Genomic DNA, 24950 nt, shown 5'->3' with positions numbered 1-24950 from the left:
TTGTCCATGACCCTGAGCTTCGAACCCATTTCACTGGACCGGCAGGACGAATACCACGAAGCCCTGACCGGCTGCCCGCAGTTGCTGACCAGCGACTTTTCCTTTGCCAACGTCTTCGGCTGGGCGGACCACTACGGCCTGGAATGGGCCTTCCACAGCGGCCTGTGCTTCATCCGCCAGACCAGACCCGAAACCATCTGCTGGGCCCCTGTCGGCCCGTGGGAAGACTATGACTGGGCAGGCTGCCGGGCCATGACCGAAGGCAAGAAGTTCGTCCGCGTGCCCGAGGCACTGACCCGGCTGTGGTCCATCGCCTACGGCAACAGGATGACCATCACCGAGAGCCGCGAGCACTGGGACTACGTCTACTCGGTGGAGGAGCTCATCGCCCTCAAGGGCAAGACCTTCCACAAGAAGAAGAACCTGCTCAACCAGTTCAAGAAGAACTACCCGTACAGCTACGAATCCATGGCCCCGGAGTGCGTGGAAGAGGTCCTGGAGATGCAGGACGAGTGGTACAAATGGTACGAGGAGAACAACCCGTCCGAAGCGCTCAAGGCCGAGAACCACGCCATCACCCGCGTGCTCCAGCACATCGACCAGATCAAGGGGCTGATGGGCGCGACCATCCGGGTGGACGGCAAGGTCATCGCCTACACCGTGGCCGAGCCGCTGTGCGAGGACTCCCTGGTCATCCACTTCGAAAAGGGCGACATCCGCTTCAAGGGCGTGTACCAGGCCATCAACCAGATGTTCCTGGAAAACGACGCGGCCGAATTCACCAACGTCAACCGCGAACAGGACCTCGGTGACGAGGGGCTGCGCAAAGCGAAGCTGTCGTACAATCCCACGTTCTTTCTCAAAAAATTCGAGGCGGAACTGCTCTAACCCATGTCCCTGCTCCTGCCCTCCGAGCCGCGCCCGAGGCTGGCCGTCCTCGGCCTGGACGGCCTGCCGCTCGACCTCGCCCGTTCCCTGGGCGGTTCCCTGTCCAACCTGCGCAGGCTCGTCGAAGACGCGGTCACGGTCCGGGCCGAACGGCCCGAACTCTCCCCGGTGAACTGGACCTCCTTTTACACCGGGGAAGGCCCGGAGGCGCACGGCGTGTTCGGCTTCTCGCACCTGGACCAGAAGACCTACGCGCTGCGCGTCACCCAAGCCACGGACGTGGCCTGCCCGACCATCTTCGACCGGCTCGGCGGGCGCGGCCTGGTCTCGCGGGTGGTCAACCTGCCCAACACCTACCCGGCCCGCCCCCTGCGCGGCATGCTCGTGGCCGGGTTCGTGGCCCCGGAACTGCGCGGCGCTGCCTACCCGCCGTTTCTGGCCGACAAGCTCCATGAGGCGGGCTACAAACTCGAGGCCGACACCAGCCGAGGCCGGGCCGACCTGGATTATCTGCTGAACGAACTGCGCGCCACGCTCGATTCCCGGCTGGCCGCCCTGGACATGCTCTGGCCCGACCTGGCCTGGGACCTGTTCGTGCACGTCTTCACCGAGACCGACCGGCTCTTTCACTTCCACATGGACGCGGTACTCCACGCCAACCATCCGAACCACATGGCGTGCATGCGCTTCCTGGCCGACTGGGACCACGCCCTGGGCCGGTTCCTGGAACTATACGACGCGCTGCCCGGTCCCAAGCGGCTCCTGGTCCTGGCCGACCACGGCTTCACCGAATTGAAGACCGAGGTCTGCCTGAACACCTGGCTCATGCGGGCCGGGCTGCTCTCCCTGTCCGGGCCGCCGCGGGACGAATGGGACGCTTCGAAGATCACCCCCGAATCCAAGGCCTTTGTCCTGGACCCCGGCCGCATTTATCTTCACGAGCGCAGCCGGTTCGCGCGCGGAACCGTGGGGCCGGTCGAGCGCGAGGGGCTGCTCAGGCGCATCGCGGACGGGCTCATGGCGCTGAAATACGAGGGCGAACCGGTCATGAAGGCCGTGCATCGGGGCGCGGACCTCTATCCGGGCGCGACCTCGGACCAATGCCCTGACCTGGTCGCCGAGGCCAGGCCCGGGTTCGACCTGAAGGCCAAATTCGATCGCCGAAATATTTTTGGTTTGCATGGACGCACAGGGACACATACGGTGGACGGAGCCATTTTCGCCGATTCCGACGGCGCGCGGCCCGAACGGATGCGGGACGTCGGGCGCATCATACTGCAACACTTCGACATCACGGAATAAATGATCATCGACTTCGAAAACGAACTGAACGAGGCCCAGCGCGAAGCCGTGACCGCCACCGAGGGGCCGGTGCTGGTCATCGCCGGGGCCGGCTCGGGCAAGACCCGAACCATCGTCTACCGGCTGGCCCATCTGGTGAACCAGGGCGTGGACCCGGCCCAGATCCTGCTCCTGACCTTCACCCGCAAGGCCGCCCAAGAGATGCTCGCCCGGGCCGAGACCATCCTCGGCCGCCCCCTGCACGGGACCTCGGGCGGAACCTTCCACTCCTTCGCCTACGCCACCCTGCGGCGCAACGCCACGGACATCGGCTTCGATTCCGGCTTCACCCTCATGGACCGGGCGGACAGCGAAAACATCTGCAAGGAGGTCCGGGACCTGCTCAAGCTCGGCAAGGGCGACCGTTCCTATCCCAAGAAGGCCACCCTGCTGGACATGATCACCAAGTCCCGGAACAAGGAGTTGACCATCGAGGCGGTCATGGAGCGCGAGGCGTACCACCTGAGCCCCTACCTGGAGGATATCCAGCGCATCGCCGACGGCTACGCCCAGTTCAAGCGCGAGCACGCCCTGGTGGACTACGACGACCTGCTCTTCCTCCTGGACGAGCTGCTGGCGGGGAACGAGCCGCTCAGAAACCAGCTCCAGGCCCGCTACCGCTACATCATGGTCGACGAGTACCAGGACACCAACCTGGTCCAGGCGCGCATCGTCAAACACCTGGCCGGGACCAAGGGCAACGTCATGGCCGTGGGCGACGACGCCCAGTCCATCTACGCCTTTCGCGGGGCCAACGTGGCCAACATTCTGGAATTTCCGAGGATATTCGAAGGGGCCAAGGTCATCCGACTGGAGAAGAACTACCGTTCGGTGCAGCCCATCCTGGACCTGACCAACGAAATCCTCAAGGGCGCGACCACCAAGTTCGACAAGCACCTGTACTCGGACCTCAAGAGCGACAAGCTGCCCCAGGTGGTCCACCCCCTGAGCGACCAGACCCAGGCCCGGCTGGTGGTGGACCAGATCCTGGAACTGGGCCGCAAGCACATGCTGCACGACGTGGCCGTGCTCTTCCGCGCGGGCTACCAGTCCTTTCCGCTGGAAGTGGCGCTGACGCGCATCGGCATCGACTACCAGAAGTTCGGGGGCATCCGCTTCCACGAGGCCGCCCACGTCAAGGACGTGCTCTCCTACATACGGCTGATCCTCAACCCCCACGACCTGCTCGCCTGGCAGCGGGCCATGGAACACATCAAGGGCGTGGGCCCCAAGACCGTGGCCAAGATCTACCAGGCCATGCATTCGGGCGACAAGAAGTACATGGCCAAGATGGTCAAGAAGCACGAGCCGTTGAAGGAACTGCTGACCGAACTGGACCGGCTGCGCTCCGGGCCCATGAAACCGTCCACCATCCTCGAGGCCGTGCTCGCCTTCTACCAGCCCATCCTCATCGAGAAATACCCGGACGACTACCCCAAGCGCCAGGCCGGGCTGGAACAGCTCAGCCAGATCGCGGCGAGCTACCAGGACATGGAGCAGTTCATCGGCGACCTGTCCCTGGACGGCGACCCTGACGAGGAAAAGCGCAAGGAAAACGCGGTGGTCCTGTCCACGGTCCATTCGGCCAAGGGGCTCGAATGGGCGGCGGTGATCATCATCGACCTGGTGGAGGACCGCTTCCCGTCGCGCAAGGCCATGCAGCGGGCCGAGGATTTGGAGGAGGAACGCCGCCTGATGTACGTGGCCTGCACCCGGGCCAAGGAGGAGCTCAGGCTGTTCGTGCCCGGCTCGGTCTACAACCGGGCCAGCGGCATGTCCGACCCGACCCTGCCCAGCCCGTTCGTGCTGGAGCTGCCCGACACGGTCTTCGAGCGGCTGAACGAGTCCTACGGCGGCAACCTGGAGACCCGGCGGCGGTCCGTGTACACCCTGCCCGATCCGGCCGTGCCCTTGGCTGACGGCGACAAGGCGGACGATGCCGCCCCCGCACGGCCCAAGGTCGCCCCGTCCAAACTCGGGTTCTGCAGACACAAGATTTTCGGCAAGGGCAAGATCGTCGCCCAACTGGAACCGAACAAATACAGGGTCAACTTCCCCGGGTTCGGCCTCAAGGTCATCATCGGGGACTATCTGGAACTGCTCTGATGGAGTATACAAACGCATGCGAAGCGAAGCACACTTTCTGGAACTGATCGACAGCCACTTTTCCCGCGAGCACGATTTCCTGGCCCTGGGCCGGGGGGACGACTGCGCCGTGCTGCGCGGCGGGACCGACTACTGCGTCACCTCGGACCTCTTTCTCGAGGACGAGCACTTCCGACGCGGCTATTTCTCGGCCGCCGACATCGGCTACAAGGCCCTGGCCGTGAACATCAGCGACATCGCGGCCATGGGGGCCAAGCCCGTGGCCTTCACCATGGACCTGATGGCGCCGGCCGACCTGCCGGACACGTTCTGGGACGAATTCCTCAAGTCCATGGCCGGGTTGGCCCGGCAGAACGACATGGTCCTGGCCGGCGGCGACCTGAGCCGCTCCAAGCGGCTGGGCGTGTCCATCACCGCCTTCGGCGCGCCCGGCGCCACCGGCTTTCTGCGGCGCGGCAACTGCGCATACGGCGACATCCTGTTCACCGTGGGGGACATCGGGTTGGCCCGGACCGGGCTCATGGCCCTGGAAGCCGAGGGCATCAAGGCGAGAGAGACCCTGCCCGCCGCGGTCATGGCCCATCTGCGGCCCAAGCCCAAGGTCATGATCGGCACCCTGCTCAACGCCGCGGGCGTCAAGGGGCTCATGGACCTGTCAGACGGCCTTGCCCGCGACCTGCCCCGCTTCACGGGCCCTGACCTGGGCGCGAACCTGACCATCGACCCCGAGGCCCTGCACGGCGACGTGCACGCCTGGTGCAAGAAGGCAGGCCTCGACCCGCTGGAATTCGCGGTGCTCGGCGGCGAGGACTACGCCCTGCTCGGCGCGGTCTCGCCGTTCGACGCGGGCAAGGCGCGGTCCGTGCCCGGCTACACGGAGATCGGCACGGTCACCAGGGAGCCCGGCATCGTCCTCAACGCCAAGCCCTTCGACAACCCCGGATTCGACCACTTCAGCCAATAAAGGGAGGCCCCATGGACAAGGAACTGGTCATCATCGGCACCATACAATCCGAGATCAAGAACCTCGACTCGGCCCCCAAGATGGAGGACGAGGCCGGAGCCGTGCGCGCCCGCATCGTCATGGACCCGGCCTATGCCGAGGCTCTGGACGGACTCAAGCCGGGCGCGAAGCTCGAACTCTTCACCTGGTTCCATAAATCCGACCGCACGGTCCTCAAGGTCCACCCCCGGGGCAACAAGAACAATCCCGTGCGCGGCGTGTTCTCCACCCGCTCCCCGGCCCGTCCCAATCCCATCGGCCTGCACCGCGTCACCCTGGTGGCCATGGAAGCCCCCCTGACCCTGGTGGTCGAGCCGCTGGAGGCCATCGACGGCACCCCGGTCATCGACATCAAGCCCAAGCCACGGGGAAAGTAGCCGGATGGACCGGTTCGAAGCCGTGGAGACCACCGGCGAGAGCCAGGTGGGCGGTTGGGTCCGGACCACCGACGGCGTGCGCCTGTGGGTGGAGATTCGCGGCACGGGTATCCCCGTGGTTCTGCTCCACGGCTGGACCATGAGCTCCTTGTTCTGGCGCCGCCAGGCCCAGCTGGCCGACAGCTGCCAGGTGGTGACCATCGACTTTCGCGGCCACGGCCGCTCCCAGTCCACGCCGCGCGGCCACAACGTCCCGCGCTACGCCCTGGACGTGCGCGAGGTGATCACCGCGCTGGGGCTGGCCCGTGCGCTGCTCGTGGGCTGGTCCATGGGCGGTTCCGTGGCCCTGGAATACTGGCACCGTTTCGGCTCCGACCGGCTGGCCGGGCTCGGGCTGGTGGAGACAGGTCCCTACCCCATGTCCCCGGCCCCTTGGAACGTGCACAAATGCCACGGGCACAACGAGGAGGCCATGCGCGAAGACCTGGCCGCCATGAAGGCGGACCGCAGGGAATTCGCCGAGCGGTTCGTCGGCTCCATGTTCCTGCCGGGCCATGCGCCGGGACATGCCCTGAAATGGATGGTCGCCGAGCAACTCAAGACGGACCCGGCGACGGCCGCCTCCATCTACGAGGATTACGCCCGGCGAGACTACACGCCCGTGCTGCCCTCGGTCGGCGTGCCCGCCCTGGTGGTCTACGGCCGCTCCCTGCACATGTGCTACGGCCCGTCCACCGGCCGGTTCGTGGCCGCCACCCTGCCCGATGCGCGTTTCGTCATCCTGGACCAAAGCGGCCATATGCCGTTTTATGAACAACCCGAAGAGTTCAACCGGACCGTCACCGGATTCCTGGACACCCTGGATGCCTGAGGAGGCCTCTATGAAACGGATTTTTTGCGCCGCCCTGCTGTTGATCCTGCTCTGCCTCTCCCCGGCCCAAGCGGCCGAGCTGGCGGGCGTGACCCTGCCCGACACCGTGGAGGTGGGCGCGCACAAGCTTGTGCTCAACGGCATCGCCCTGCGCGAAAAGTTCGTTTTCGACGTCTACGTGGCGGGCCTGTACCTGACGGAAAAATCCGGCGATCCCGAAGCGATCCAACGAAAGGAAACGCCGCGCATGATGGTCATGCACTTTGTCCGCGACGTGGGCGCCAAGGCCATCCGGGAGGCGTGGATCGACGGGCTCGAGGCCAACGTCGAAACCATCACCCCCGAACTTCGGGACAAGTTCGACCAGCTCAACGACATGATGACCGACATCAAGGACGGCCAGGAGATGGGGTTCACCTACGATCCGGCCACGGGCACCGACGTCATGGTCGCCGGGCAGCCCAAGGGCGGCATCCCGGGCAAGGACTTCGCCGACGCCATCCTGGCCACCTGGATCGGCCCCAAACCGGGCCCGGGCAAGACCTTCAAAAAACAAATCCTGGGCGAAAAATAGCCCGCACAAACGGGGACGCAAGGGTGCGCCCCCTATCGCTGCCGTCGCTATCTCTAAGGCTCGATGACTCGCCAAAGAGCTAGTGCCGCCCGCCGACAAATCCGCAGGACAGCTGATTTGGACGCCGGGTTTCCCGGCGCCCCGAGGGGGTGAGCCCCAGGACGGGGCGAATCAAGGCAAAATCACCCGACAATCGCCGCGAAGCGGCTTTCCCCTCGCCTCTACCGAAACCGCCAGCCGTTGGCGTAGACGTTGAAGGAGTTGCCCCGGATGCGTCCGACCAGACTCAGGTTGTTGCGCTCCGCAAAGGTGATGGCCGAGCTGGTCGCGGCCGAGAACCCGCACAGCACCGGGATGTTGGCGGTGGTCGCCTTGGTGGCCAGTTCCAGGGCCAGGCGCGACGAGAGCATGGCGATGGTCACCGATTCCAGGGTCCCCTCGAGCAGGGCCCGGCCCACGGCCTTGTCAAAGGCGTTGTGTCTTCCCACATCCTCCCCGTAGGAGATCAGTTCCCCTTCCGCCGAGAACAGGGCAGCCGCATGGGTGGACCCGGTGTTCTTGAACAGATTCTGCCGCCGCTCGAAGACCTCCTTCAGGTCGAAAAGCAGCTCCGGAGCGATGTGCACCGGCCGGGGCGAGGGGTAGATGCGCCGCACTGCCACCGGGGCCCTGAGGTCCACTTCCACACGCGACGGGCCGTGATAGGAAAAGGCGATGTTCAGGATGTCCTCCGGACACATGACCCTGGACTGGGCGAACAGATAGCCCGCCACCAGGTTCAGGTCGTCGCCCGGCGTCCGGGCCAGGACGGCCTCGGCCCTTCCGTTGACGGTCAGGCGGATGTCCGCCTCCTCGGCGATCTGGTCGTCCTTGAAGGACAGCTTGCCGTCCGAATAGCGCTGGATGGTCACCGGGCAGGCCAGCTGCATGGGGCGGACTTCGGCCTGCTCCATCCGCTTGGGTTCCGCCTGGCCGCTCACGGCCCTGAGATGCGACGATGGGGCCATGGCCTACTCCAGGCTGTTCCAAAGGGTCGTGGAAATGGGACTCAGATCGTGGTCGCGGGCGAACATGTCCAGATGGATCAGCCCGATCTGGGCGACGTCCAGGTCTGGCAGCGGCTCGCATTCGCGCATGTCGATGCTCAGGCAGTACTTGCCGCACTTGTGGCAGGCCTCGACGCGCTCGAACCGGGCGTCCTCCTGGTAGTAGACCTCGCGTGAATCATTCTCGTCGTTGCCGCAGGCCGGACAGGCGTTGCGCTTGTAGCGCCAGTCATGGCCGCACAGGGAACAGTGCAGAAATTTCTTTCCGCCGCCGCCGACCAGCTGGTCCAGGTCGGTCACTTCCTTGGGGGAGAGTTGAGCGATGGAAGGCGTTGCCCCGCACACGGGGCAGTAGCCCTCGTCCCAGCCCAACGTGGAGAGGGGCTCGCCCAGACCTGCGGCCACGGCGCGCAGGACAGGCGAGAAAACGGTCTCTGAAATATACAGCAGCTTGGTGTACGGTGTGATGCCGAGCTGTACGGAGGTGCTCTCAAAGTGTTTCCAGTTGCCTTCGATCCGGGCCTGGGCAAGCCCCGCAATGTCGTTGGAGTCGGCCATGAACCGTTCGAGCTTTTGCCACGCCTCCGGGTCGGGCCCGAGCACGTCGAAGAGCAGGGGCAGCATGGCCGCCGCCGACTTCTTCAGGCTCTCGGCCCAGGGGGCGAGGTCCGTATCCACCAGGATGGGCACGCCCTGGTTGGCGCGCGCCGTGTCGATCTCGGGCAGGGCCAGCCCCTCGTCCGCGAGCTCCTCGCTCAACCGGGCCTGTTCCAGGAACAGCGGACCGAATTTGTCGGCCAGCTCGGTGTAGGCGGGAGCGCGTTTCTTGATGGCGTCGAGGGTCGAGACAACTGTTTTCCGGTCGGAAGCCGATTTCATGGAGTTCTCCGCTTCCCCGCTTCGGGCCGGAGCGCCCTTTCAGGCGCTCCGGCCGCTTGCGGAGACAGTTTCAGGTTATGCCTTCATGGCCTTGAATGGTCTTGCCAGGGTGGCGAGGAACTGCTTCTTCGACATGGGGCCGACATTGGCCTCGGCCACCGCATGATCAAAGTAGTTCACGGGTTCGTCGATAAGCAGATAGATGACGTTGACGTCGTCGGGATCGGCCAGCATGGCCTTGGGCCACTTCTCCTTCAGGACGGCGAGGCGCTTTTCGGCCAGGGCCAGCATCTCCTCGCGCTCCCCGAAGTTCATGGTCCCGGTGGGGCAAACCTTGACGCAGGCGGGCAGCATGCCCGCGTGCACCCGGTTGTTGCACATGGTGCACTTGCTCATCAGCCCGGTCTGGTCGTTGCGCCGCGGGATATTGTACGGGCAAGCCTCACGGACCTCCTCGGCCTCTTCCTTCGAGAACTTCCTGGTCTTCTCGGTGAAGAGGACCGCACCGGTCTTCTCGTCCTGGACGATGGCCTCCTCGACGTACACGTCGCCCAGCTCCTTGCACGGGGGGACAACGCAGTGGCGGCACTGTTCCGGGAAGAAGTTCCAGCGGATCACGCCGTCCTCGAGGTGTTCGCTGAAGCGAACGAGTTTGTAGTTGTTGGGATTCAGGTCCTGCGGATTCTGATGACTGCCCCAATGGTACTGGGTCGTCTTGTTGGCGGGCAGTTCATGCCACTCCTTGCAGGCTATCTGACAGCCGCGGCACGCGGTGCAGCGGGAGGTGTCTATCAAGAATGACTTAGGCATGGCGCATCTCCTTAAGTTGCCAGCTCGGTGAGCTTGTCGGCCTTGCGAACGTTCACGCAACAGGCTTTGTACTCGGGAATGGTGGTGTTCGGGTCGCCCACCGAAGGCGTCAGCCTGTTGGTGGCGTCGCCCGTTCCCGGAGTCGTCCAGCCGAAGCAGAACGGCATGCCGATTTCATGGATGATACGTCCGTGCACCTTGAGCGGCCGCATGCGGACCGTGACCATGGCGATGGCCTCGACCTTGCCGCGGGCGGATTCGATGATCACGCCGTCGCCGTTCTTGATGCCCTTTTCCTGAGCCAGTTCCGGGCTCATCTCGACGTACTGCTGGGGCTCGGCCTCGAGCAGGTTCGGGACGTTCCGGGTCTCGCCGCCGCCGCACCAGTGCTCGGTCAGGCTGTAGGTGGTCAGCACGATCGGGTACTTGGGATCAGCGGGTTTGGCAAGCTTGTCCATGTTGGAGGAAACGAACTTGTACACCGGGCTGTTAAGCTGCTTGGAGAACTTGTTCGAATCCACCGGGGTCTCGACCGGCTCGTAGTGTTCGGAGAACGGGCCGTCCTGCCGACCGGGGCCGAATATCTGGCCGAGGCCGTGCTTGGACATGATGAACGGGTATTTGCCCTTGCCGCTGGCCATGGGAGGCCAGCCGCCGTCGGGCACGTCGCCGATCCACTTGCCGTCCTTCCACTCGATGACCGCCTTGGCCGTATTGTACGGCTTGCCGTTGAGGTCGACCGAGGCACGGTTGTAGAGGATGCGGCGGTTGACCGGCCAGCACCAGGACCAGTTCGGGAACAGGCCGATGTTGGCCTGCATCTCGGTCTGCTTGGTGGACCGGCGCTTGCACTTGTTGCCGTCTTCCTCGGTGTAGCTGCCCGCGTAGAGCCAGTTCAGGCTCATGGTCGAGCCGTCGTCCTTGAGCGCGGTGAAGGAAGGCACCTGCTGCCCCTTCTTGTACAGTTTGTCACCGACCTTGGAGTCGGCGGTGAAACGGCCGTTGATGCGCTGGCAGAGGTCGTCCGGGTCGTAGGCATCGGGGTAGTCAAGCCAGGTGACGGCCTCGGGCAGTGTGCCGCCCTCCTTCCCGTACAGGGCCTGGACGCGCTTCATGAACCCGCAGAACAGGTCGCCGAAGGAGCGGGCCTCGAAGGCGGGCTTGATGGTCTGGTAGTGCCACAGCAGCCAGCGGCCGGAGTTGGTCACCGATCCCTCCTTCTCCAGCCGGTGGGCCGAAGGCAGGAGGAAGACCTCGGTCTTGACCGTCTTGGGATCAACGCCCGGACGGTGCCAGTTGTCGGTGGTCTCCGAGTGATGCAGCTCGGACGTGACCAGCCACTCCAGATTGTCCAAGGCCTTGCGGACCTTGTTGGTGTTGGGCACGGAGTTCATCGGGTTCAGGCCGATGATGATTCCGCCACGGATCTTGTTTTGGTACATCCGGTCGAAGAGGAACATGTAGGAGTAGTCCTCGCCCTTTTCGATCTTCGGGAGCAGTTCGTAGCAGAAGCCGTTTTCCTTGGTGGCGTGATCGCCATACCAGGCCTTGAGCAGGCTGGCGAAGTACTTGGGCTTGTGCTGCCACCAGTTGGCGGACATGGGGTCGTTGCTGACCGGGGTGTTGGCCTTGATGTACTCGTCGTAGGTCTGCCAGCCGTTGTGCGGCATGGCCATATAACCCGGAATGATGTGGTACAGCAGGGTGTGGTCCGTGGACCCCTGGACGTTGGGCTCGCCGCGCAGGGCGTTGATGCCGCCGCCAGCCACGCCGATGTTGCCCAGCAACAGCTGGATGATGGCCGCGGAACGGATGTTCTGCACGCCCACGGTGTGCTGGGTCCAGCCCAGAGCGTACATGACGGTTCCGGCCTTGTCCGGCCTGCCGGTGGCCGCGAAGGCCTCGTACACCTTGAGCAGGTTCTCCTTGGACACGCCGGTGGTGGCCGAAACGGTGTCCAGATCATAACGGGAATAGTGTTCCTGCATCAGCCGGAACACGCAACGGGGGTTCTGCAGGCTGACGTCGCGCACCGGGACGCCGTCCGCGTCCATCTCGAAGCCCCATTTGCTCTTGTCGTAGGAGCGGGTCTTGGGATCGTAGCCGGTGAAGATACCGTCCTTGAACCCGTAATCCTTACCCACGACCAGGGCCGCGTTGGTGTAGTTGGCGACGTACTCCTTGAAGTACTTTTCATTGTCGAGAATGTACTTGATCATGCCCCCCAGAAAGGCGATGTCCGTGCCGGACCGCAGGGGGACATGGAAATCCGAGCGCGCGGAGGTGCGCGAGAACTTCGGGTCCACGTGCATTACCGTGGCTCCCTTGTCCTTGGCCTGCAACACCCACTTGAACGAAATCGGATGATGTTCGGCAGCATTGCTGCCCATGATAAGGATTGCATCGGCATTCTTGATGTCGATCCAATGGTTGGTCATCGCACCGCGTCCGAACGACTCTCCCAGAGCCGCAACTGTGGCGCTGTGTCAGATACGCGCCTGGTGGTCCATGTGGACGACACCCAGGCCGCGCATCGCCTGGTGGGCGATGGCACATTCCTCGTTGCCCGCGTGGGAGGTGCCCAGCAGGAACATGGATTCGAGACGGTTAACGGTTTTGCCCTTGTCATCCTTGAGGATGATGTCCTTGTCGCGGGTGTCCTTGATGCGCCGCGCGATGCGGTCGAGCATCCAGTCCCAGCTCTTCTCTTCCCACTTGTCGCTGTAGGGAGCGCGATACAGGGGCTTCTGCAGCCGGTGATGGCTGGTGGTCATGGTGAACATGGCCGCGCCCTTGGCGCACAGCGAGCCCTCGTTGACGGGGTAGTCCGGGTCGCCCTCGGTGTTCACGAGCTTGCCGTCCTTGACGTACCCGATGATGTGGCAGCTCACCGAACAGAACGGGCAGACCGTCACGACCTCCTTGGCGCCGGAGATCTTGAGCTCCGCCGCGTAGGCCTTGATCGGGGTCAGACTGACTCCGAGCTGTCCGAGGGTGAGACACGCCGCTCCGGAGCCTGCGAGCTTCATGAAGCTTCGGCGGTCGAGTTTCATACCTATGGCCTCCTTGTTATGCGCCGGACCATGATTCCGGTCCGGCCGTTGCTTTACCGGGCGATATGCCCAGTCGCCGCCACGATAACATTAAGTCCAATCAATTCAACTTGTTATTATTAGCACGTTGAAAAACACAAGAATGCGCTCACTTGTACTGATCGAGCGGAAAAGGTAAGAATTCATGGCTTTTGGAGAGCGCGAAGGCCTCAACTTCCCGATACCACTTGTCGTAGCACTGGGCGATGGATTTACCGAAGGCGGTCAGATGGTACCCGGCGCGCCGGTTGGAGGCGCGCTCGATGAGCTTGCGGCCAAGGGCCTCCTCGGTGGTCTTGATCTTGCCCCATGCGCCCCGGTAGGACATGCCCAAGGCCTCCGCCGCCGCCTTGAGGGAGCCGTGTTCCTCCACGGACATGAGCAGTTGCAACCGGCCCAGGCCGAACAGGACGCCCCCTTCGGTCTCGAACCACAGGTGCATGCGCATGGTGGGATTGTTCTTGCCGCAAACGTTCTTGGTCGATCTCGCATCCAGCATGGTCTACCTCCCCGTGAGCGTGGCGGGAATCCCATCCGGCCTCGGGCCGCCCCGGAACCGGACATCGCCCTCCGACAAGCCCCCGCAAGGGGCTGCGCCGGATTGCGCGAAATCAAACGCACAGACGGCACGGGTCATCCACACCGCCATTATGCTCACATAGACATAACCATTTCCTAGGTGACTCGCGGGAGACCCACAACACACTCGCAACTGCACAACGTTTTGACACTAACACACCTGCAACATACTCAAATACAGAGGTAAACAGCGGGGAAAAGACAAGACCGAAAAATACCCCCTGTTTGCGGTCTTAAAATTTGCCATACTAAAACGGTATGTTACAGAGAAGCATTCATTTTTGTATCCGGATACAAAAAAAGTGTCGAATCGTTGAGAAGTGCATTTTCCTGTTGCCAGCCGGGTTTTAAAAATAGAAAACTCACTTGGTTCGCATTGCCAAAATCAATATCTGAACCGTCCACAACGTCCACCTCGGGGAGTACCGAATGTCCGAAAGCACGCATCACGAAATGTGGGAAAAACTGAATATGGACCTCGAGGCGCACGACGGCCTGCTCGAGGTGCTCGGCAAATTTTACGGGGACATCTACCTGTCCCAGGAGAACCGGCTCAAGGGAGCTGAATACCTCGACTTCGTCCTATCCGAGGTGCACGGCCTGCGGATCAAGGAGCTGCAGGACGCCAAAGCGCAAGGCCGCAAGGTCGTGGGCACCTTCTGCGTGTTCGTGCCCGAGGAGATCACCCTGGCCGCCGACGCCATTCACGTCGGGCTGTGCGCCGGGGCCGAGGCGGGCAGCGAGTTGGCCGAACAGCTCGTGCCGCGCAACACCTGCGCCCTGATCAAGTCCTTCATCGGCTTCAAGATGGCCAAGCTCTGCCCGTACATCGAGTCCTCGGACATGATCGTGGGCGAGACCACCTGCGACGGCAAGAAGAAGGCCTACGAGGCGTTCAACGAGATCGCCCCCACCTACGTCATGGAAGTCCCCCAGACCAAGTCCGAGGCCGCCCGCGACCTGTGGAAGTCCGAAGTCCTGCGCTACATGAAGGCCGTTGAGGAGCTGACCGGCGTGACCATCACTGCCGAAAAGCTCAAGGAAGGAATCAAGGTCATCAACGGCAAACGCCGGGCCCTGCAAAGGCTGACCCGCCTGCGGGCCGCCTCCCCGGCCCCCATTTCCGGCCGTGACGCCCTGTTGGTCAACCAGATCAGCTTCTACGACGATCCGGTCCGGTTCACGGCCAAGATCAACGAGCTGTGCGACGAACTGGAAGCGCGCATCGAGACCGGCGACGGCGTGGCCCCGGCCGACACCCCCCGGCTGATGCTCTCGGGCTGTCCCATGGCCGTGCCCAACTGGAAGCTGCCCTACGTGGTGGAGAGCTCCGGCGCGGTCATCGTGGGCGAGGAATCGTGTATCGGCACCCGCAACTCGCGGGACCTGGTGGATGAATCGGGCGAGACCCTGGAAGCGATGATCGACGCCATAGCCGACCGCTACATGAAGATCGACTGCGCCTGCTTCACCCCCAACCAGGAGCGGCTGGACAACATCACCAGCCTGGCCAAGGACCTCAAGGCCGACGGCGTGATCCACTACAGCCTGCTCTTCTGCCAGCCGTACTCCCACGAATCCATGAAGGTGGACAAGGCGTTGCAGGTGGAAGGCATCCCCATGCTGTCCATCGAGACCGACTACTCCATGGAGGACGTGGAGCAGCTCAAGACGCGCATCGAGGCGTTCGTGGAGACCCTTGCGTGATCGCGGGCCTGGACATCGGGTCCCGCTCCATTGAGCTGGTCACCCTGATCGACGGCGTGGTGGCCGAGGCGAGAAAGCTCCCCACCACCTTCGATCCCGTTTCCCAGTGTTTCAAACTGCTGGATGGATTGCGCCCCGCCTCCTTGGTCGGGACCGGCTACGGGCGCAATCTCATCCAGCGGCTTGGCCTGGACTGCGAGTGCTCGACCATCACCGAGATCAAGGCCCACGCGTTGGGCGCGGCGCACCTCTTTCCCGAGGCGCGCACGGTCCTGGACATCGGCGGGCAGGACACCAAGGCCATGTCCCTGGCGGGCGGAAGAGTCCTAAAATTCGAGATGAACGACCGCTGCGCGGCCGGGACGGGCAAGTTCCTGGAATATACGGCCGGAGTCTTCCAGATTCCGGTGGAGGAATTCGGGCCCTACGCCATGAAGGGCGAGAACCCGCCAGAGATCAGCTCCATCTGCACGGTCTTCGCCGAGACAGAGGCCACCTCGCTCATGGCACGCGGCGAAAGGCCCGAGGCCATCGCGCTGGGGTTGCACAAGGCCATCGTCAAGCGCACGGCCAACATGCTCCGACGGGTGGGGCTGAACTTCCCCCTGGTCTTCACCGGCGGCGTGGCCAACAACCCGTGCGTGCTCGACCTGCTGGCCAAGAGCGTGGGCGGCGAAATCGGCCGGGACATCCTGGTCCCGGACAATCCCGACCACATGGGCGCGTTGGGCGCGGCCCTGCACCGCCATCACGGCAACGCTGCCGACGCCCGCTAGCTCCCTTCAACCGCCAGGGAAAATACGATCAGATCTGCGGAACGAGCCGCCTGATGGGCCGCAGGACCTTGTCCATGCGGCTTTCGGACGGGCTGGGCACTTCGCTGGCCCCGCCAGCGGTCTCGAAGGTGTAGAACAGGTCGGGATCGACCCGGCGGGCCTCACCCAGGACGAGCTTCATGTCCTTGCGTTTGCAGACCACGAACTGGACCGTGACCGCGCCCTCGGAGCCCTCTCCGGCCACGGTGGTGATCATGAATCCGGCGCGGCGCACGGCGTCGGCGATCTCGCCGCCCTTCCAGGCGCTGATAATGCGCACCACCACGTTGCCCAGGGCCAGCTTCTTCTCGGCCAGGATGCCGACCACGTTGCCCGTGGCGAAGCCCACGGCGTAGAACAGGCCGAGCACGGGCGCGTCGCCCACCTTGGTCATGACCGCCGAGGTGCCGAAGACCCACAGGGTCATTTCCAGGCAGCCGAGAAGAAAGGCCGCGCGCGACTCTCCGAGCATGGTCACGATGGTCCGCACGGTGCCGATGGTCAGGGCCATCACTTCCAGGAGAAATATGGCCAAGCCGAGAAATAGGACATCCAAAGTCATTATCTCACCCTCGAATTCGATTTTGGAGAGCGAGCACTATGCATCTTTGACCCATGGGTCAAGGGAAAATCAGGGGGAAAAATGTGACAATTTCACACTCATTTTTCGGCCTACAAAAATGTATGGACCACAGCCCTTGAAGACAGCCCTTCCCACAGCAAAGAACCTACTGAAAATAAAAACAAACCGCGCCGCAGGCGCAGCATGGGATGCAAGGGGGCGAGCCCTTGCCCGCCGGAGGCGAAGCCACCCCGAGAAAACGCCGCGAAGCGGCCTTCAGTTTCAGCCTTAAAATCGACCGAAAAAAAGGCGGCCCCGATCGGGACCGCCCTTGAATAGCCATTGCGGGACGAGCTTACTTCTGGAGCCAGCTCATCATCTTGCGCAGGCGGGCGCCGACTTCCTCGATCTGGGTCTCGGCGCCGATGCGGCGCATGGTCTTGAGGCCGACCTGGCCGGCCTGGTTGTCCAGGATGAAGTTGCGGGCAAAGGTGCCGTCCTGGATCTCCTTGAGCACGCGGCGCATTTCCTCGCGGGTCTCGTCGGTGATGATGCGGGGACCGACGACGTAGTCGCCGTACTCGGCGGTCTCGGAGATGGAGTAGCGCATCATGGACATGCCGCCCTCGTACATGAGGTCAATGATCAGCTTGAGCTCGTGCAGGCACTCGAAGTAGGCCATCTCGGGCTGGTATCCGGCCTCGACCAGGGTGTCGAAACCGGCCTTGCACAGGGCGGTCAGGCCGCCGCAGAGCACGGCCTGCTCACCGAACAGGTCGGTCTCGGTCTCTTCCCGAAAGGAAGTCTTGATCACGCCGGAGCGCGCGCCGCCGATACCCTTGGCATAGGCCAGGGCGATATCGGTGGCCTTGCCGGAGGCGTCGGCGGCCACGGCCACCAGGCAGGGAACGCCGCCGCCCTCGGTGAAGGTGCGGCGCACCAGATGGCCGGGGCCCTTGGGGGCGATCATGACGCAGTCCACGCCCGCAGGCGGGGTGATCTGCTGGAAGTGGACGTTGAAGCCGTGACCGAAGGCGATGATGTTGCCGTCCTCGAGGTACGGGAGAATTTCATTCTTGAAGACCGCGGCCTGATACTGATCGGGCAGCAGGATCATGATCATGTCGGCCTGCTTGGCGGCATCGGCGACGGACATGGGCTCGAAGCCGTGCTCCTTGGCCAGGTCGTAGTTGGGGCCACCGGGGCGCTGGGCCACGATGACGTTGACGCCCGAGTCGCGCAGGTTCTGCGCATGGGCATGGCCCTGGCTGCCGTAGCCGACCACGGCCACGGTCTTGTCCTTCAAAAGGCTCAGGTCCGCATCTTTCTCGTAATACACTTTCATGGGAGTTTCTCCTCGATATTGTTTGCCCCACTTGGGACACAACGGCTTGAATTATATGAACATGCGAAAAAGCCGGGCGAGGAGAGAACTCCTGGCCCGGTGAGTCGCCTGGTTGCAAATTATAGGTCGATCTGCATGGAGCGGCGCATGGCCACGTTGCCGGTGCGCGCGACTTCCTTGATGCCGAAGCGGGTGAGCAGATTGACGAGTGCGCCGATCTTGCCCTGGTCGCCCGTTACCTCAATGGTCAGCTCGTCGACGCTCACGTCTACAACCTTGCACCTGAAGATGTCAACAATACGCAGGATCTCCGCGCGTTTTGAATCCTCGGCATTGACCTTGAGCAGGACCATTTCGCGTTCAACGGACTTCAGTTCGGTGAGATCCTTGACCTTTATGGTGGGTACCAGCTTGCGCAGCTGCTTGACGATCTGCTCGACGATGGCGTCGTCGCCCTCGGCCACGATGGTCATGAGGGAGACGCCCTTCTCCAGGGTCGGGGCCACGTTCAGCGAGTAGATGTTGAAGCCGCGGCCGGAAAAAAGTCCGGCCACACGGGACAGGACGCCCGGTTCGTTTTCAACCATCACGGAAAGAGTGTGCTTGCTCATCACGGCCTCCTAAACCAACAGCATCTCGGTCAGCGACGCTCCGGCCGGGACCATGGGATAGACGTTTTCTTCCTTTTCCACGCGAATGTCCACGATGACCGGCTTGTCCACCTTGAAGGCTTCGCGCAGGGTCTTCTCCACGTCCTTCTTCTCGGTCACCCGGAAACCGGCGGCCCCGTAGGCCTCGGCCAGCTTGACGAAGTCGGGCTGGGCGTCCATGCAGGTGGCGCAGTAGTTCTTCTCGTAGAAGAGCTCCTGCCACTGCCGGACCATGCCGAGATAGCCGTTGTTCAGGATGACGATCTTGACCGGGAGCTTGTTGCAGACCACGGTCATCATCTCCTGGATGCACATCTGGATGGAGCCGTCGCCCGCGATGTCGATGACCAGCTTGTCCGGGAAGGCGCGCTGCGCGCCCATGGCGGCCGGGAAGCCGTAGCCCATGGTGCCCAACCCCCCGGAGGTCAGCAGCGTGTTCGGCCGTTGGTACTTGTAGAACTGGGCGGCCCACATCTGGTTCTGGCCCACCTCGGTGGCGATGATGGCGTCGCCCTTGGTGATCTCGTAGATCTTCTCGACCACGTACTGCGGTTTGATGCCCTCGGTGTCGTCCTTGTAGGTCAGGGGGTGCTCCTTGGCCCAGCCCTTGACCTTTTCCACCCACTCCTTGTGGTCGGCGGCCCAGTCGTATTCGTCCAGCGTGCCCTCGGTCTCGGTCTTGAGCGCGGCCAGGGCGGGCTTGCAGTCCGCCACCAGAGGCACCTGGACCGAGACGTTCTTCTGGATGGAGGTCGGGTCCACGTCGATGTGCACGATGGTCGCGTTGGGCGCGAAGGTGTCCACCTTGCCGGTCACGCGGTCGTCGAACCGCGCGCCCACGGCCAGGAGCAGGTCGCAGTTGTTCACCGCCATGTTGGCGGCAAAGGTGCCGTGCATGCCGAGCATGCCCAGGAACAGCTCGTCGTCGCCCGGAAACGCGCCCAGCCCCATGAGGGTGGAGGTCACCGGGATGTGCAGCTTCCGCCCGAGCCAGGTCAGTTCCTCGTGGGAGCCGGAGGTGATCACCCCGCCGCCGGAGTAGATCAGCGGCCGCTTGGCCTTCTTGAGGAGCTTGACCACCTTGCGGATCTGGCCGATGTGCGGGTTCTTGGTCGGCTTGTAGCTGCGCATGGACACTTCTTCGGGATAGCTGAACTCGGCCACCTGCTGTTGGATGTCCTTGGGCAGGTCCACCAGGACCGGGCCGGGACGCCCGCTGCGGGCCAGGTAGAAGGCCTGCTTGACGGTCCTGGCCAGGTCATTGATGTCCTGGACCAGGTAGTTGTGCTTGGTGCAGGGCCGGGTGATCCCGACGATGTCCACTTCCTGGAAGGCGTCATTGCCGATCAGGGCCCGGGGCACCTGACCGGTGAAAATGACGACCGGAATGGAATCGGCGTAGGCCGTGGCGATTCCGGTCACGGTATTGGTGGCGCCGGGGCCGGAGGTGACTAGACATACCCCTACCCGGCCGGTGGCCCGGGCATAGCCGTCGGCGGCGTGAATGGCGCCCTGTTCGTGACGCACCAGGATGTGCTCCACGGACGACTTGGGTATCTCGTCATAAATGTCGATCACGGCTCCCCCGGGGAAACCGAACATGACATCAACACCTTCCTTTTCCAGACACTTGAGCAGAATCTGGGCCCCGGTCAACTTCATTTGCTATGCCTCCAATTGGCGGTATTTTTCGAGCAGCGACGACAGGGTCGTCTTCCCCGCCAGTTTCTTCTTCTTGAGTTCCTTCATCTCCTGCATCTCCGTGGGAGAAAGGTAGGACTTGGACTCGAGCTTATCCAGCATTTTCTCATAATTGATATGCTGGTCCCACAGAGCCTTGAGTTGCGTGTCTTCGGCCCCATACTTCTCGATGAGATCAAGGTCATTGGCTTCCATGTGCTGCTCCTTTTTACAGGTTAACGCGGTGACAAGCCTGAAAGAAGACTTCCCCAGTCCGGCTCTCCCGCTGTATTAAGTGCCAGGTTCTTCTTCCGGCTGGAATGGCCGGAGGTGATCTCCACCTGGCTTTTTTTCAACCGCAACAAACGGGCGATGTACGCGACCAGGCCCTTGTTGGCCTTGTTGTCCACCGCCGGTGCCCTGAGGCGGACCTTCAGGCACCCCTGGTACTCGCCGGCGATTTCGTCCTTCCTGGCGCCCGGCTGGGCCCAGACGTCGAGGGACCACCCCGACTCCCGCTTTGAGACGAACACCGGCCGTGAAATACGCGCCCCCTACTCGACCTTCTTGAGGTACTTGAGCTTGGACTCGATCTCCTCGACCTTCTCCCGCTCGGGGTCGCTGCGCTCGAGCATCTCCAGATGCGCGTTGAGCATGCCCTTGAGCTGGACCTCGAACTGGGTGCGGGTCCGCTTCAGGGATTCGATCTCCTCATGGATCTGGGCGAGCCGGTTGTGGCCCTTGCGCACGGTGTCGTCCGCCTTGGCCCGCGCCTCGTCCAGGATGAGCTGCGCCTCGCGCCCGGCCGCGACCTTGAGGTCGTCGACCATCTTCTGGGTGGACATGAGGGTGTCCCGCAGGGTCTCGTCGCGCCGGCGGTACTCCTTGAGGGCGCTCTCCAACCTTTTGATCTTCTTACGCATGCCCTTCTGTGCATCGGCGGCGTCGCCCAGGACTTCGGCCAGTTCGAGCATGAACTGGTCGACCTCCATGCGCGAGTAGCCGAGCAGGCCGCGCGAAAACTGCTTGTTGAGCAAATCGATCTTGGAAACGGTCACCTCGGTCCTCCTTGGTCAAAGGGCTACATGGGACTGCCTGAATTCAACGAATAGGCCAGCCGCACGAGATTCCCCACCACCACGATCTGGCAGACCTTGATGGCCAGCAGGACCACGATGGGCGAAAGGTCGAAACCGCCGACCACGGCGAACGGAATCCAGCTGCGAATCTTGTAGAAAACAGGCTCCGTGACGCCGCGCAGAAAACGCACGATGGGGTTGTACGGGTCCGGGTTCACCCAAGAGAGCAGAGCGGATATGATGACGACCCAAAAGTAGGCGGAGAGAACGATATCAATAACGGTAGCGATTGCTTGGACAATCAAGTCCATGGGGCCTCCTGACGACGCGGCACTAAACACCGGCGATGAGTATCAATGTTGGTAATTTCGCACACGGTAATGCAAGAATCAAGTCCTAAAACGCGGGGGCACACCCTTTGTAGCAGCGCTGCATGGCCGCCCGGATGTCCCAAAAATCCTCGATGAACAGATCGGACTCCAGCGCGGGGTCCCGGTAGGCCCAGAAGCGCACTCCGGCGGCCCGCGCCGCGCGCTGGTCCACGATGGAATCGCCGATGTAGGCCACTTCGTCCGGGCGCACGCCGTGGGTGCGCATGATCCGGTGCAGCCCCTCGGGATGGGGCTTGGGCTTGCTGACCACGCAGGAAGTGACGATGGGGTGGAAGAAGCCCTCCAGGTCCGTAAGCTTGAGGATCAACCCCATGGACTCGCCCCGGCTGGTGTTCACGGCCAGGTTGAACCCGGCCGCGCGCAGCCACCACAAAAACTCGCGGATGCCGTCCGAACGCTTGAAGTACGGGGCCAGGTCCGCCTGGTTCATGGTCGAGCCGATGGCGAAGGCCTCCTCGAGCCTGTCCTCGGGCACGATATGGCGCACGGCCTCGTCGTGGGTGCGCGAGTGCACGAAATAGCGCTCCGCGTCGTTCATGGGCGGCATGCCCAGTTTCTCGCGGATGGTGCCGTAATAGACCATGTTGGCCTCGTAGGAATCGATCAGCACCCCGTCGTTGTCGAAAACGATGGTCTTGAGGCCCTCGACAAGACGGGGGTTCATCAACGGGTTGGCGATCGCCATGTATCCTCTCCGGGGTTTACTTGAGAATTGCGACGGTCAGTCGTTTCAGCGCGGCGGGCATGCCCTGGGGCTCCCGGCGGCGGCAGCCGAACTTCCAGGCCGGGGCCGTGGCCCGCAAATGTCCGTCCTCCCCTTGCTCGAAGGCGATGCCGAACTCCTCCCAGACCTCAAAAATCTCGGGATCGGCGCAGACCAGGACCGTGTCCTCGGGCACAAAGGCGGGCAGCGCCTCGATCACGCGCTGCCAGGGCAACTGGATTTCCTGGCCGTCTGACGTCCCCCCGGTGTGGCTGAGGGTCTCGCCCAAGGCGGTCTCGCGCTCGCCCAGGCTGTCCTCCTCGTCCACGCCGATGGTCCGGTCCATGGCGTCCCAACCGCTGCGGATGCCCTCTTCCAGACCGGCCAGTTCGAGGATGCGCTCCTCAAACGCCCAGGCCAGAAGCAGCACGAACTGCGCCTTGGACGCGGCCTCGCGCGCCTCGCGCTCCTGCCTGGTCCCCTTGCCGTCGTCGAACTGGCGCGACAGCTGGGCCTGGATGGACATGGACGATCCCTCGTAGAAGTCGTCGACGGTCACGGCTCCGAAATAGGCCATCTCGCCCGGGTCCTTGAACTGCTCGCCGAAACGGATGCAGTCGTTGATCAGCGCCCCGGCCGTCTTCGGATCGAGCGGCAGCCCCCCGGGCCGGAAGGCGTGCGGGTCCGGCTCGGCGGCCAGGCCCGGATCGAAAAAAGTCAGCCCGTCCAGGTCGTCGCCGGACCACAGTTCGGGATGCATATAGGGAAAAGCCAGCAGCATGCTCGTTCTCCTTGTTCTATTCGTCGGCGGCCGGGCCAAAATGGCGGCACCGCCCGTAACACCGGGGCAGTCCCATGACGCAGACCCCGTCCAGATGATGGCCGCAGCCCGGTGCGGCCGCGCCCTGCCGGTATGTGTACATCCCGCAGTGGAACGTGTCCCGGGCCAGACGCTGGAACTGGCGGCCCCAGAGGTCCGGGACCGCGTCCTCCGTCACGCCGAAATACTCGGCGCGGCGCAAAAAGTCGTCAAAGGAAGACTCCCACCGGGCCGTGACCTGGCAGCGCCATGACTTCGTGTATCCGGGATTGAGCCACTCCTCGTACAGGCAGCGGCCGTTGATGTGGTGCCGACAATCAGTGCCCGGCAGCCGGGAAATCTTGCCCATTCCTACCTTTGGTTCAATGCGTGCGGAACGACCTGCCCTCCTCCGGCCGGTCATCCTGTGCCGATGGGACAGATGTAAAGCCCGAGCATTCAATTGTAAAGTCAAACCGCCCTTTTCCGAGCCCGAATCGGGCCGGGGCCGCTCCATGCGAATGATCCGCCGTCCTTGACTGGGCATGGTGGCGGGTGTATAGCCTCTAGCACAAATAATCGTGAAGTCATTCACGCAATTGGAGGCTATATATGTTTGGCGGATTCGGCGTTTGGGAACTCTTGATCATTCTCTTGATAGTATTGGTCATTTTCGGCGCGAAGAAGCTGCCGGAAATCGGCGGCGGCATCGGCAAGGCCATCAGCAATTTCAAGAAGGCCACCAGCGAGCCTGACGAAATCGACGTGACCCCCAAATCCTCCAACTCCGACGACGAGAAAAAGGACAGCTAACCGCTTTCTCCCTCCAACCAAGCCCTCTCGGACCCGATCGCCCTTGTGACCGGGTCTTTTTTTGCGCCTTCGGCGCGGCCAGGGCGCTCCCCTGATGCCGCTTCGTGATCATTGCGTTCGCGCCAATTCTTCATCCTTCACTTTAACAACAACCGTCATCACTCCCCGTCCTCACCAAAGCACACACTTTCTCGCCCCCCTCCAACCGCGCGAATGCGCATACAAAAAGTTTAGGAGGGGAAAGGGGATGGAGGGCCGGGGGCGCCTCACCCTACCCTTCGGCCTGTTCGGAGAAGAGTTCGAAGCCCCGGCGGACGTAGGCAATGCCGGACAGGCTGGTGGACACGGCGGTTATGGCGACCAGGGTGCCGAGCAGATAGCCGTAGTCCAGGGCAAAGGTGCGGTGGATCATGACCGCGACCACGAGGACGATCTGTACGGCTGTATTGAATTTGCTGATCCAGATGGGCCGGATGCGGTTCTTGACGTCCACGCCGAGGAAGTTGAGTACGGCCAGACCGCCGACAATGATCAGGTCGCGGCTGACCACGAGCACGGCGAACCAGAAGGGAATCCAGCCCTTGGCGGCCAGACAGATGAAGGACGTGACCAGCAGGGCCTTGTCGGCCAGGGGGTCGAGCACGGCCCCAAGCTGGGTGCGCTGGTCCCAGACCCGGGCCAGAAAGCCGTCAAAGGCGTCGGTCAGCCCGGCCACGAGAAAGAGCATCCAGGCGAGATTGAAGTTCTCGCCCACGTAGGCCACGACAAAGAGCGGCGTCAGCAGGATGCGGACGATGGTCAGGATGTTGGGAACGGTCCAGATGGCGTCGCGCGGCACG

27 protein-coding genes are annotated in these 24950 nt (G+C 63.0%); 10 read left to right on the top strand and 17 right to left on the bottom strand.

The annotated features are described in order from the left end of the window. The first annotated feature begins 6 nt into the window (after positions 1 to 6). From BerOc1_RS17800 to BerOc1_RS17770, 7 genes are read left to right on the top strand one after another with little or no spacing between them, the layout of a single operon-like run. The gene (locus BerOc1_RS17800) at positions 7 to 888 is read left to right on the top strand and encodes a DUF2156 domain-containing protein (RefSeq protein ID WP_071547267.1); all 882 of its coding nucleotides are present in this window, start codon (positions 7 to 9) and stop codon (positions 886 to 888) included. Between the two features lie 3 nt (positions 889 to 891). Then, positions 892 to 2190 (top strand): alkaline phosphatase family protein, encoded by a 1299-nt coding sequence (locus tag BerOc1_RS17795; protein WP_071547266.1) that lies wholly within the window; start codon positions 892 to 894, stop codon positions 2188 to 2190. Next, a complete protein-coding gene (locus BerOc1_RS17790; RefSeq protein WP_071547265.1) occupies positions 2191 to 4335 on the top strand; it encodes an ATP-dependent helicase in 2145 nt (714 codons plus the stop codon). 16 nt (positions 4336 to 4351) lie between these two features. Continuing rightward, on the top strand, positions 4352 to 5299 hold the full coding sequence (thiL, locus tag BerOc1_RS17785; RefSeq protein WP_071547264.1) for a thiamine-phosphate kinase: 948 nt from the start codon (positions 4352 to 4354) through the stop codon (positions 5297 to 5299). 11 nt (positions 5300 to 5310) lie between these two features. Next, positions 5311 to 5715 (top strand): tRNA (N6-threonylcarbamoyladenosine(37)-N6)-methyltransferase TrmO, encoded by a 405-nt coding sequence (gene tsaA, locus BerOc1_RS17780; RefSeq protein WP_071547263.1) that lies wholly within the window; start codon positions 5311 to 5313, stop codon positions 5713 to 5715. Positions 5716 to 5719: 4 nt separating this feature from the next. Next, the gene (locus BerOc1_RS17775) at positions 5720 to 6586 is read left to right on the top strand and encodes an alpha/beta fold hydrolase (protein WP_071547262.1); all 867 of its coding nucleotides are present in this window, start codon (positions 5720 to 5722) and stop codon (positions 6584 to 6586) included. Positions 6587 to 6596: 10 nt separating this feature from the next. Continuing rightward, a complete protein-coding gene (locus BerOc1_RS17770) occupies positions 6597 to 7160 on the top strand; it encodes a chalcone isomerase family protein (protein WP_071547261.1) in 564 nt (187 codons plus the stop codon). A 221-nt stretch (positions 7161 to 7381) separates the two neighbouring features. On the opposite strand, the gene BerOc1_RS17765 is transcribed toward BerOc1_RS17770, so the two are convergent. From BerOc1_RS17765 to BerOc1_RS17740, 5 genes are all read right to left on the bottom strand, one after another. Then, positions 7382 to 8167: a formate dehydrogenase accessory sulfurtransferase FdhD gene (locus BerOc1_RS17765; RefSeq protein ID WP_071547260.1), complete on the bottom strand. Its 786-nt coding sequence runs from the start codon at positions 8165 to 8167 to the stop codon at positions 7382 to 7384. Between the two features lie 3 nt (positions 8168 to 8170). Next, positions 8171 to 9085 carry a formate dehydrogenase accessory protein FdhE gene (locus BerOc1_RS17760; RefSeq protein WP_071547259.1) on the bottom strand — a complete coding sequence of 305 codons (915 nt, stop codon included), beginning with the start codon at positions 9083 to 9085 and terminating at the stop codon, positions 8171 to 8173. Between the two features lie 75 nt (positions 9086 to 9160). After that, positions 9161 to 9895: a 4Fe-4S dicluster domain-containing protein gene (locus BerOc1_RS17755; protein ID WP_071547258.1), complete on the bottom strand. Its 735-nt coding sequence runs from the start codon at positions 9893 to 9895 to the stop codon at positions 9161 to 9163. An 11-nt stretch (positions 9896 to 9906) separates the two neighbouring features. After that, on the bottom strand, positions 9907 to 12948 hold the full coding sequence (gene fdnG, locus BerOc1_RS17750) for a formate dehydrogenase-N subunit alpha (protein ID WP_165610840.1): 3042 nt from the start codon (positions 12946 to 12948) through the stop codon (positions 9907 to 9909). A gap of 148 nt (positions 12949 to 13096) precedes the next feature. Continuing rightward, on the bottom strand, positions 13097 to 13486 hold the full coding sequence (locus tag BerOc1_RS17740) for a winged helix-turn-helix domain-containing protein (RefSeq protein ID WP_071547255.1): 390 nt from the start codon (positions 13484 to 13486) through the stop codon (positions 13097 to 13099). Positions 13487 to 13995: 509 nt separating this feature from the next. Here BerOc1_RS17740 and BerOc1_RS17735 point away from each other — a divergent pair. Together BerOc1_RS17735 and BerOc1_RS17730 are read left to right on the top strand one after the other, a co-directional pair. After that, a complete protein-coding gene (locus tag BerOc1_RS17735; RefSeq protein ID WP_071547254.1) occupies positions 13996 to 15273 on the top strand; it encodes a double-cubane-cluster-containing anaerobic reductase in 1278 nt (425 codons plus the stop codon). Then, positions 15270 to 16049 (top strand): acyl-CoA dehydratase activase, encoded by a 780-nt coding sequence (locus tag BerOc1_RS17730; protein WP_071547253.1) that lies wholly within the window; start codon positions 15270 to 15272, stop codon positions 16047 to 16049. Before BerOc1_RS17735 ends, BerOc1_RS17730 begins: the two co-directional genes overlap by 4 nt. Before the next feature lie 28 nt (positions 16050 to 16077). Here the strand turns inward: BerOc1_RS17730 and BerOc1_RS17725 are convergent, their stop codons facing one another. From BerOc1_RS17725 to BerOc1_RS17675, 11 genes are all read right to left on the bottom strand, one after another. Further along, positions 16078 to 16623, bottom strand: a complete 546-nt coding sequence (locus BerOc1_RS17725; protein WP_242653090.1) for a DUF2179 domain-containing protein — start codon at positions 16621 to 16623, stop codon at positions 16078 to 16080. 382 nt (positions 16624 to 17005) lie between these two features. Then, positions 17006 to 17995 (bottom strand): ketol-acid reductoisomerase, encoded by a 990-nt coding sequence (gene ilvC / locus BerOc1_RS17720; RefSeq protein WP_071547251.1) that lies wholly within the window; start codon positions 17993 to 17995, stop codon positions 17006 to 17008. A 119-nt stretch (positions 17996 to 18114) separates the two neighbouring features. Next, positions 18115 to 18606: an acetolactate synthase small subunit gene (ilvN, locus tag BerOc1_RS17715; protein ID WP_071547250.1), complete on the bottom strand. Its 492-nt coding sequence runs from the start codon at positions 18604 to 18606 to the stop codon at positions 18115 to 18117. Positions 18607 to 18615: 9 nt separating this feature from the next. Then, positions 18616 to 20307, bottom strand: a complete 1692-nt coding sequence (gene ilvB / locus BerOc1_RS17710) for a biosynthetic-type acetolactate synthase large subunit (RefSeq protein WP_071547249.1) — start codon at positions 20305 to 20307, stop codon at positions 18616 to 18618. Positions 20308 to 20310: 3 nt separating this feature from the next. Beyond that, on the bottom strand, positions 20311 to 20541 hold the full coding sequence (locus BerOc1_RS17705) for a DUF465 domain-containing protein (protein ID WP_071547248.1): 231 nt from the start codon (positions 20539 to 20541) through the stop codon (positions 20311 to 20313). A gap of 20 nt (positions 20542 to 20561) precedes the next feature. After that, positions 20562 to 20858, bottom strand: coding sequence for a DUF167 domain-containing protein (locus BerOc1_RS17700; RefSeq protein WP_084641745.1), 297 nt, complete (start codon positions 20856 to 20858; stop codon positions 20562 to 20564). A 21-nt stretch (positions 20859 to 20879) separates the two neighbouring features. Then, a complete protein-coding gene (locus BerOc1_RS17695; protein ID WP_071547246.1) occupies positions 20880 to 21383 on the bottom strand; it encodes a DivIVA domain-containing protein in 504 nt (167 codons plus the stop codon). 23 nt (positions 21384 to 21406) lie between these two features. Then, positions 21407 to 21715: a YggT family protein gene (locus tag BerOc1_RS17690; protein ID WP_071547245.1), complete on the bottom strand. Its 309-nt coding sequence runs from the start codon at positions 21713 to 21715 to the stop codon at positions 21407 to 21409. 85 nt (positions 21716 to 21800) lie between these two features. Further along, positions 21801 to 22481 (bottom strand): HAD family hydrolase, encoded by a 681-nt coding sequence (locus BerOc1_RS17685; protein WP_071547244.1) that lies wholly within the window; start codon positions 22479 to 22481, stop codon positions 21801 to 21803. 16 nt (positions 22482 to 22497) lie between these two features. After that, positions 22498 to 23280 carry a hypothetical protein gene (locus BerOc1_RS17680; RefSeq protein WP_071547243.1) on the bottom strand — a complete coding sequence of 261 codons (783 nt, stop codon included), beginning with the start codon at positions 23278 to 23280 and terminating at the stop codon, positions 22498 to 22500. A gap of 16 nt (positions 23281 to 23296) precedes the next feature. Beyond that, positions 23297 to 23668, bottom strand: a complete 372-nt coding sequence (locus BerOc1_RS17675; RefSeq protein ID WP_071547242.1) for a hypothetical protein — start codon at positions 23666 to 23668, stop codon at positions 23297 to 23299. Positions 23669 to 23910: 242 nt separating this feature from the next. Here BerOc1_RS17675 and BerOc1_RS17670 point away from each other — a divergent pair, with 242 nt between their 5' ends. Continuing rightward, positions 23911 to 24111, top strand: coding sequence for a twin-arginine translocase TatA/TatE family subunit (locus BerOc1_RS17670; protein ID WP_071547241.1), 201 nt, complete (start codon positions 23911 to 23913; stop codon positions 24109 to 24111). A gap of 271 nt (positions 24112 to 24382) precedes the next feature. Here BerOc1_RS17670 and pgsA read toward each other — a convergent pair whose 3' ends face one another. Continuing rightward, on the bottom strand, positions 24383 to 24949 hold the full coding sequence (gene pgsA / locus BerOc1_RS17665; RefSeq protein WP_071547240.1) for a CDP-diacylglycerol--glycerol-3-phosphate 3-phosphatidyltransferase: 567 nt from the start codon (positions 24947 to 24949) through the stop codon (positions 24383 to 24385). Position 24950 lies beyond the last annotated feature (1 nt).

This window comes from Pseudodesulfovibrio hydrargyri (genome assembly GCF_001874525.1).
In the GTDB taxonomy this organism is placed as follows: domain Bacteria; phylum Desulfobacterota; class Desulfovibrionia; order Desulfovibrionales; family Desulfovibrionaceae; genus Pseudodesulfovibrio; species Pseudodesulfovibrio hydrargyri.
Note: the sequence above shows the minus strand (reverse complement) of the source record. Positions and strands in the feature narration are given on the sequence as shown.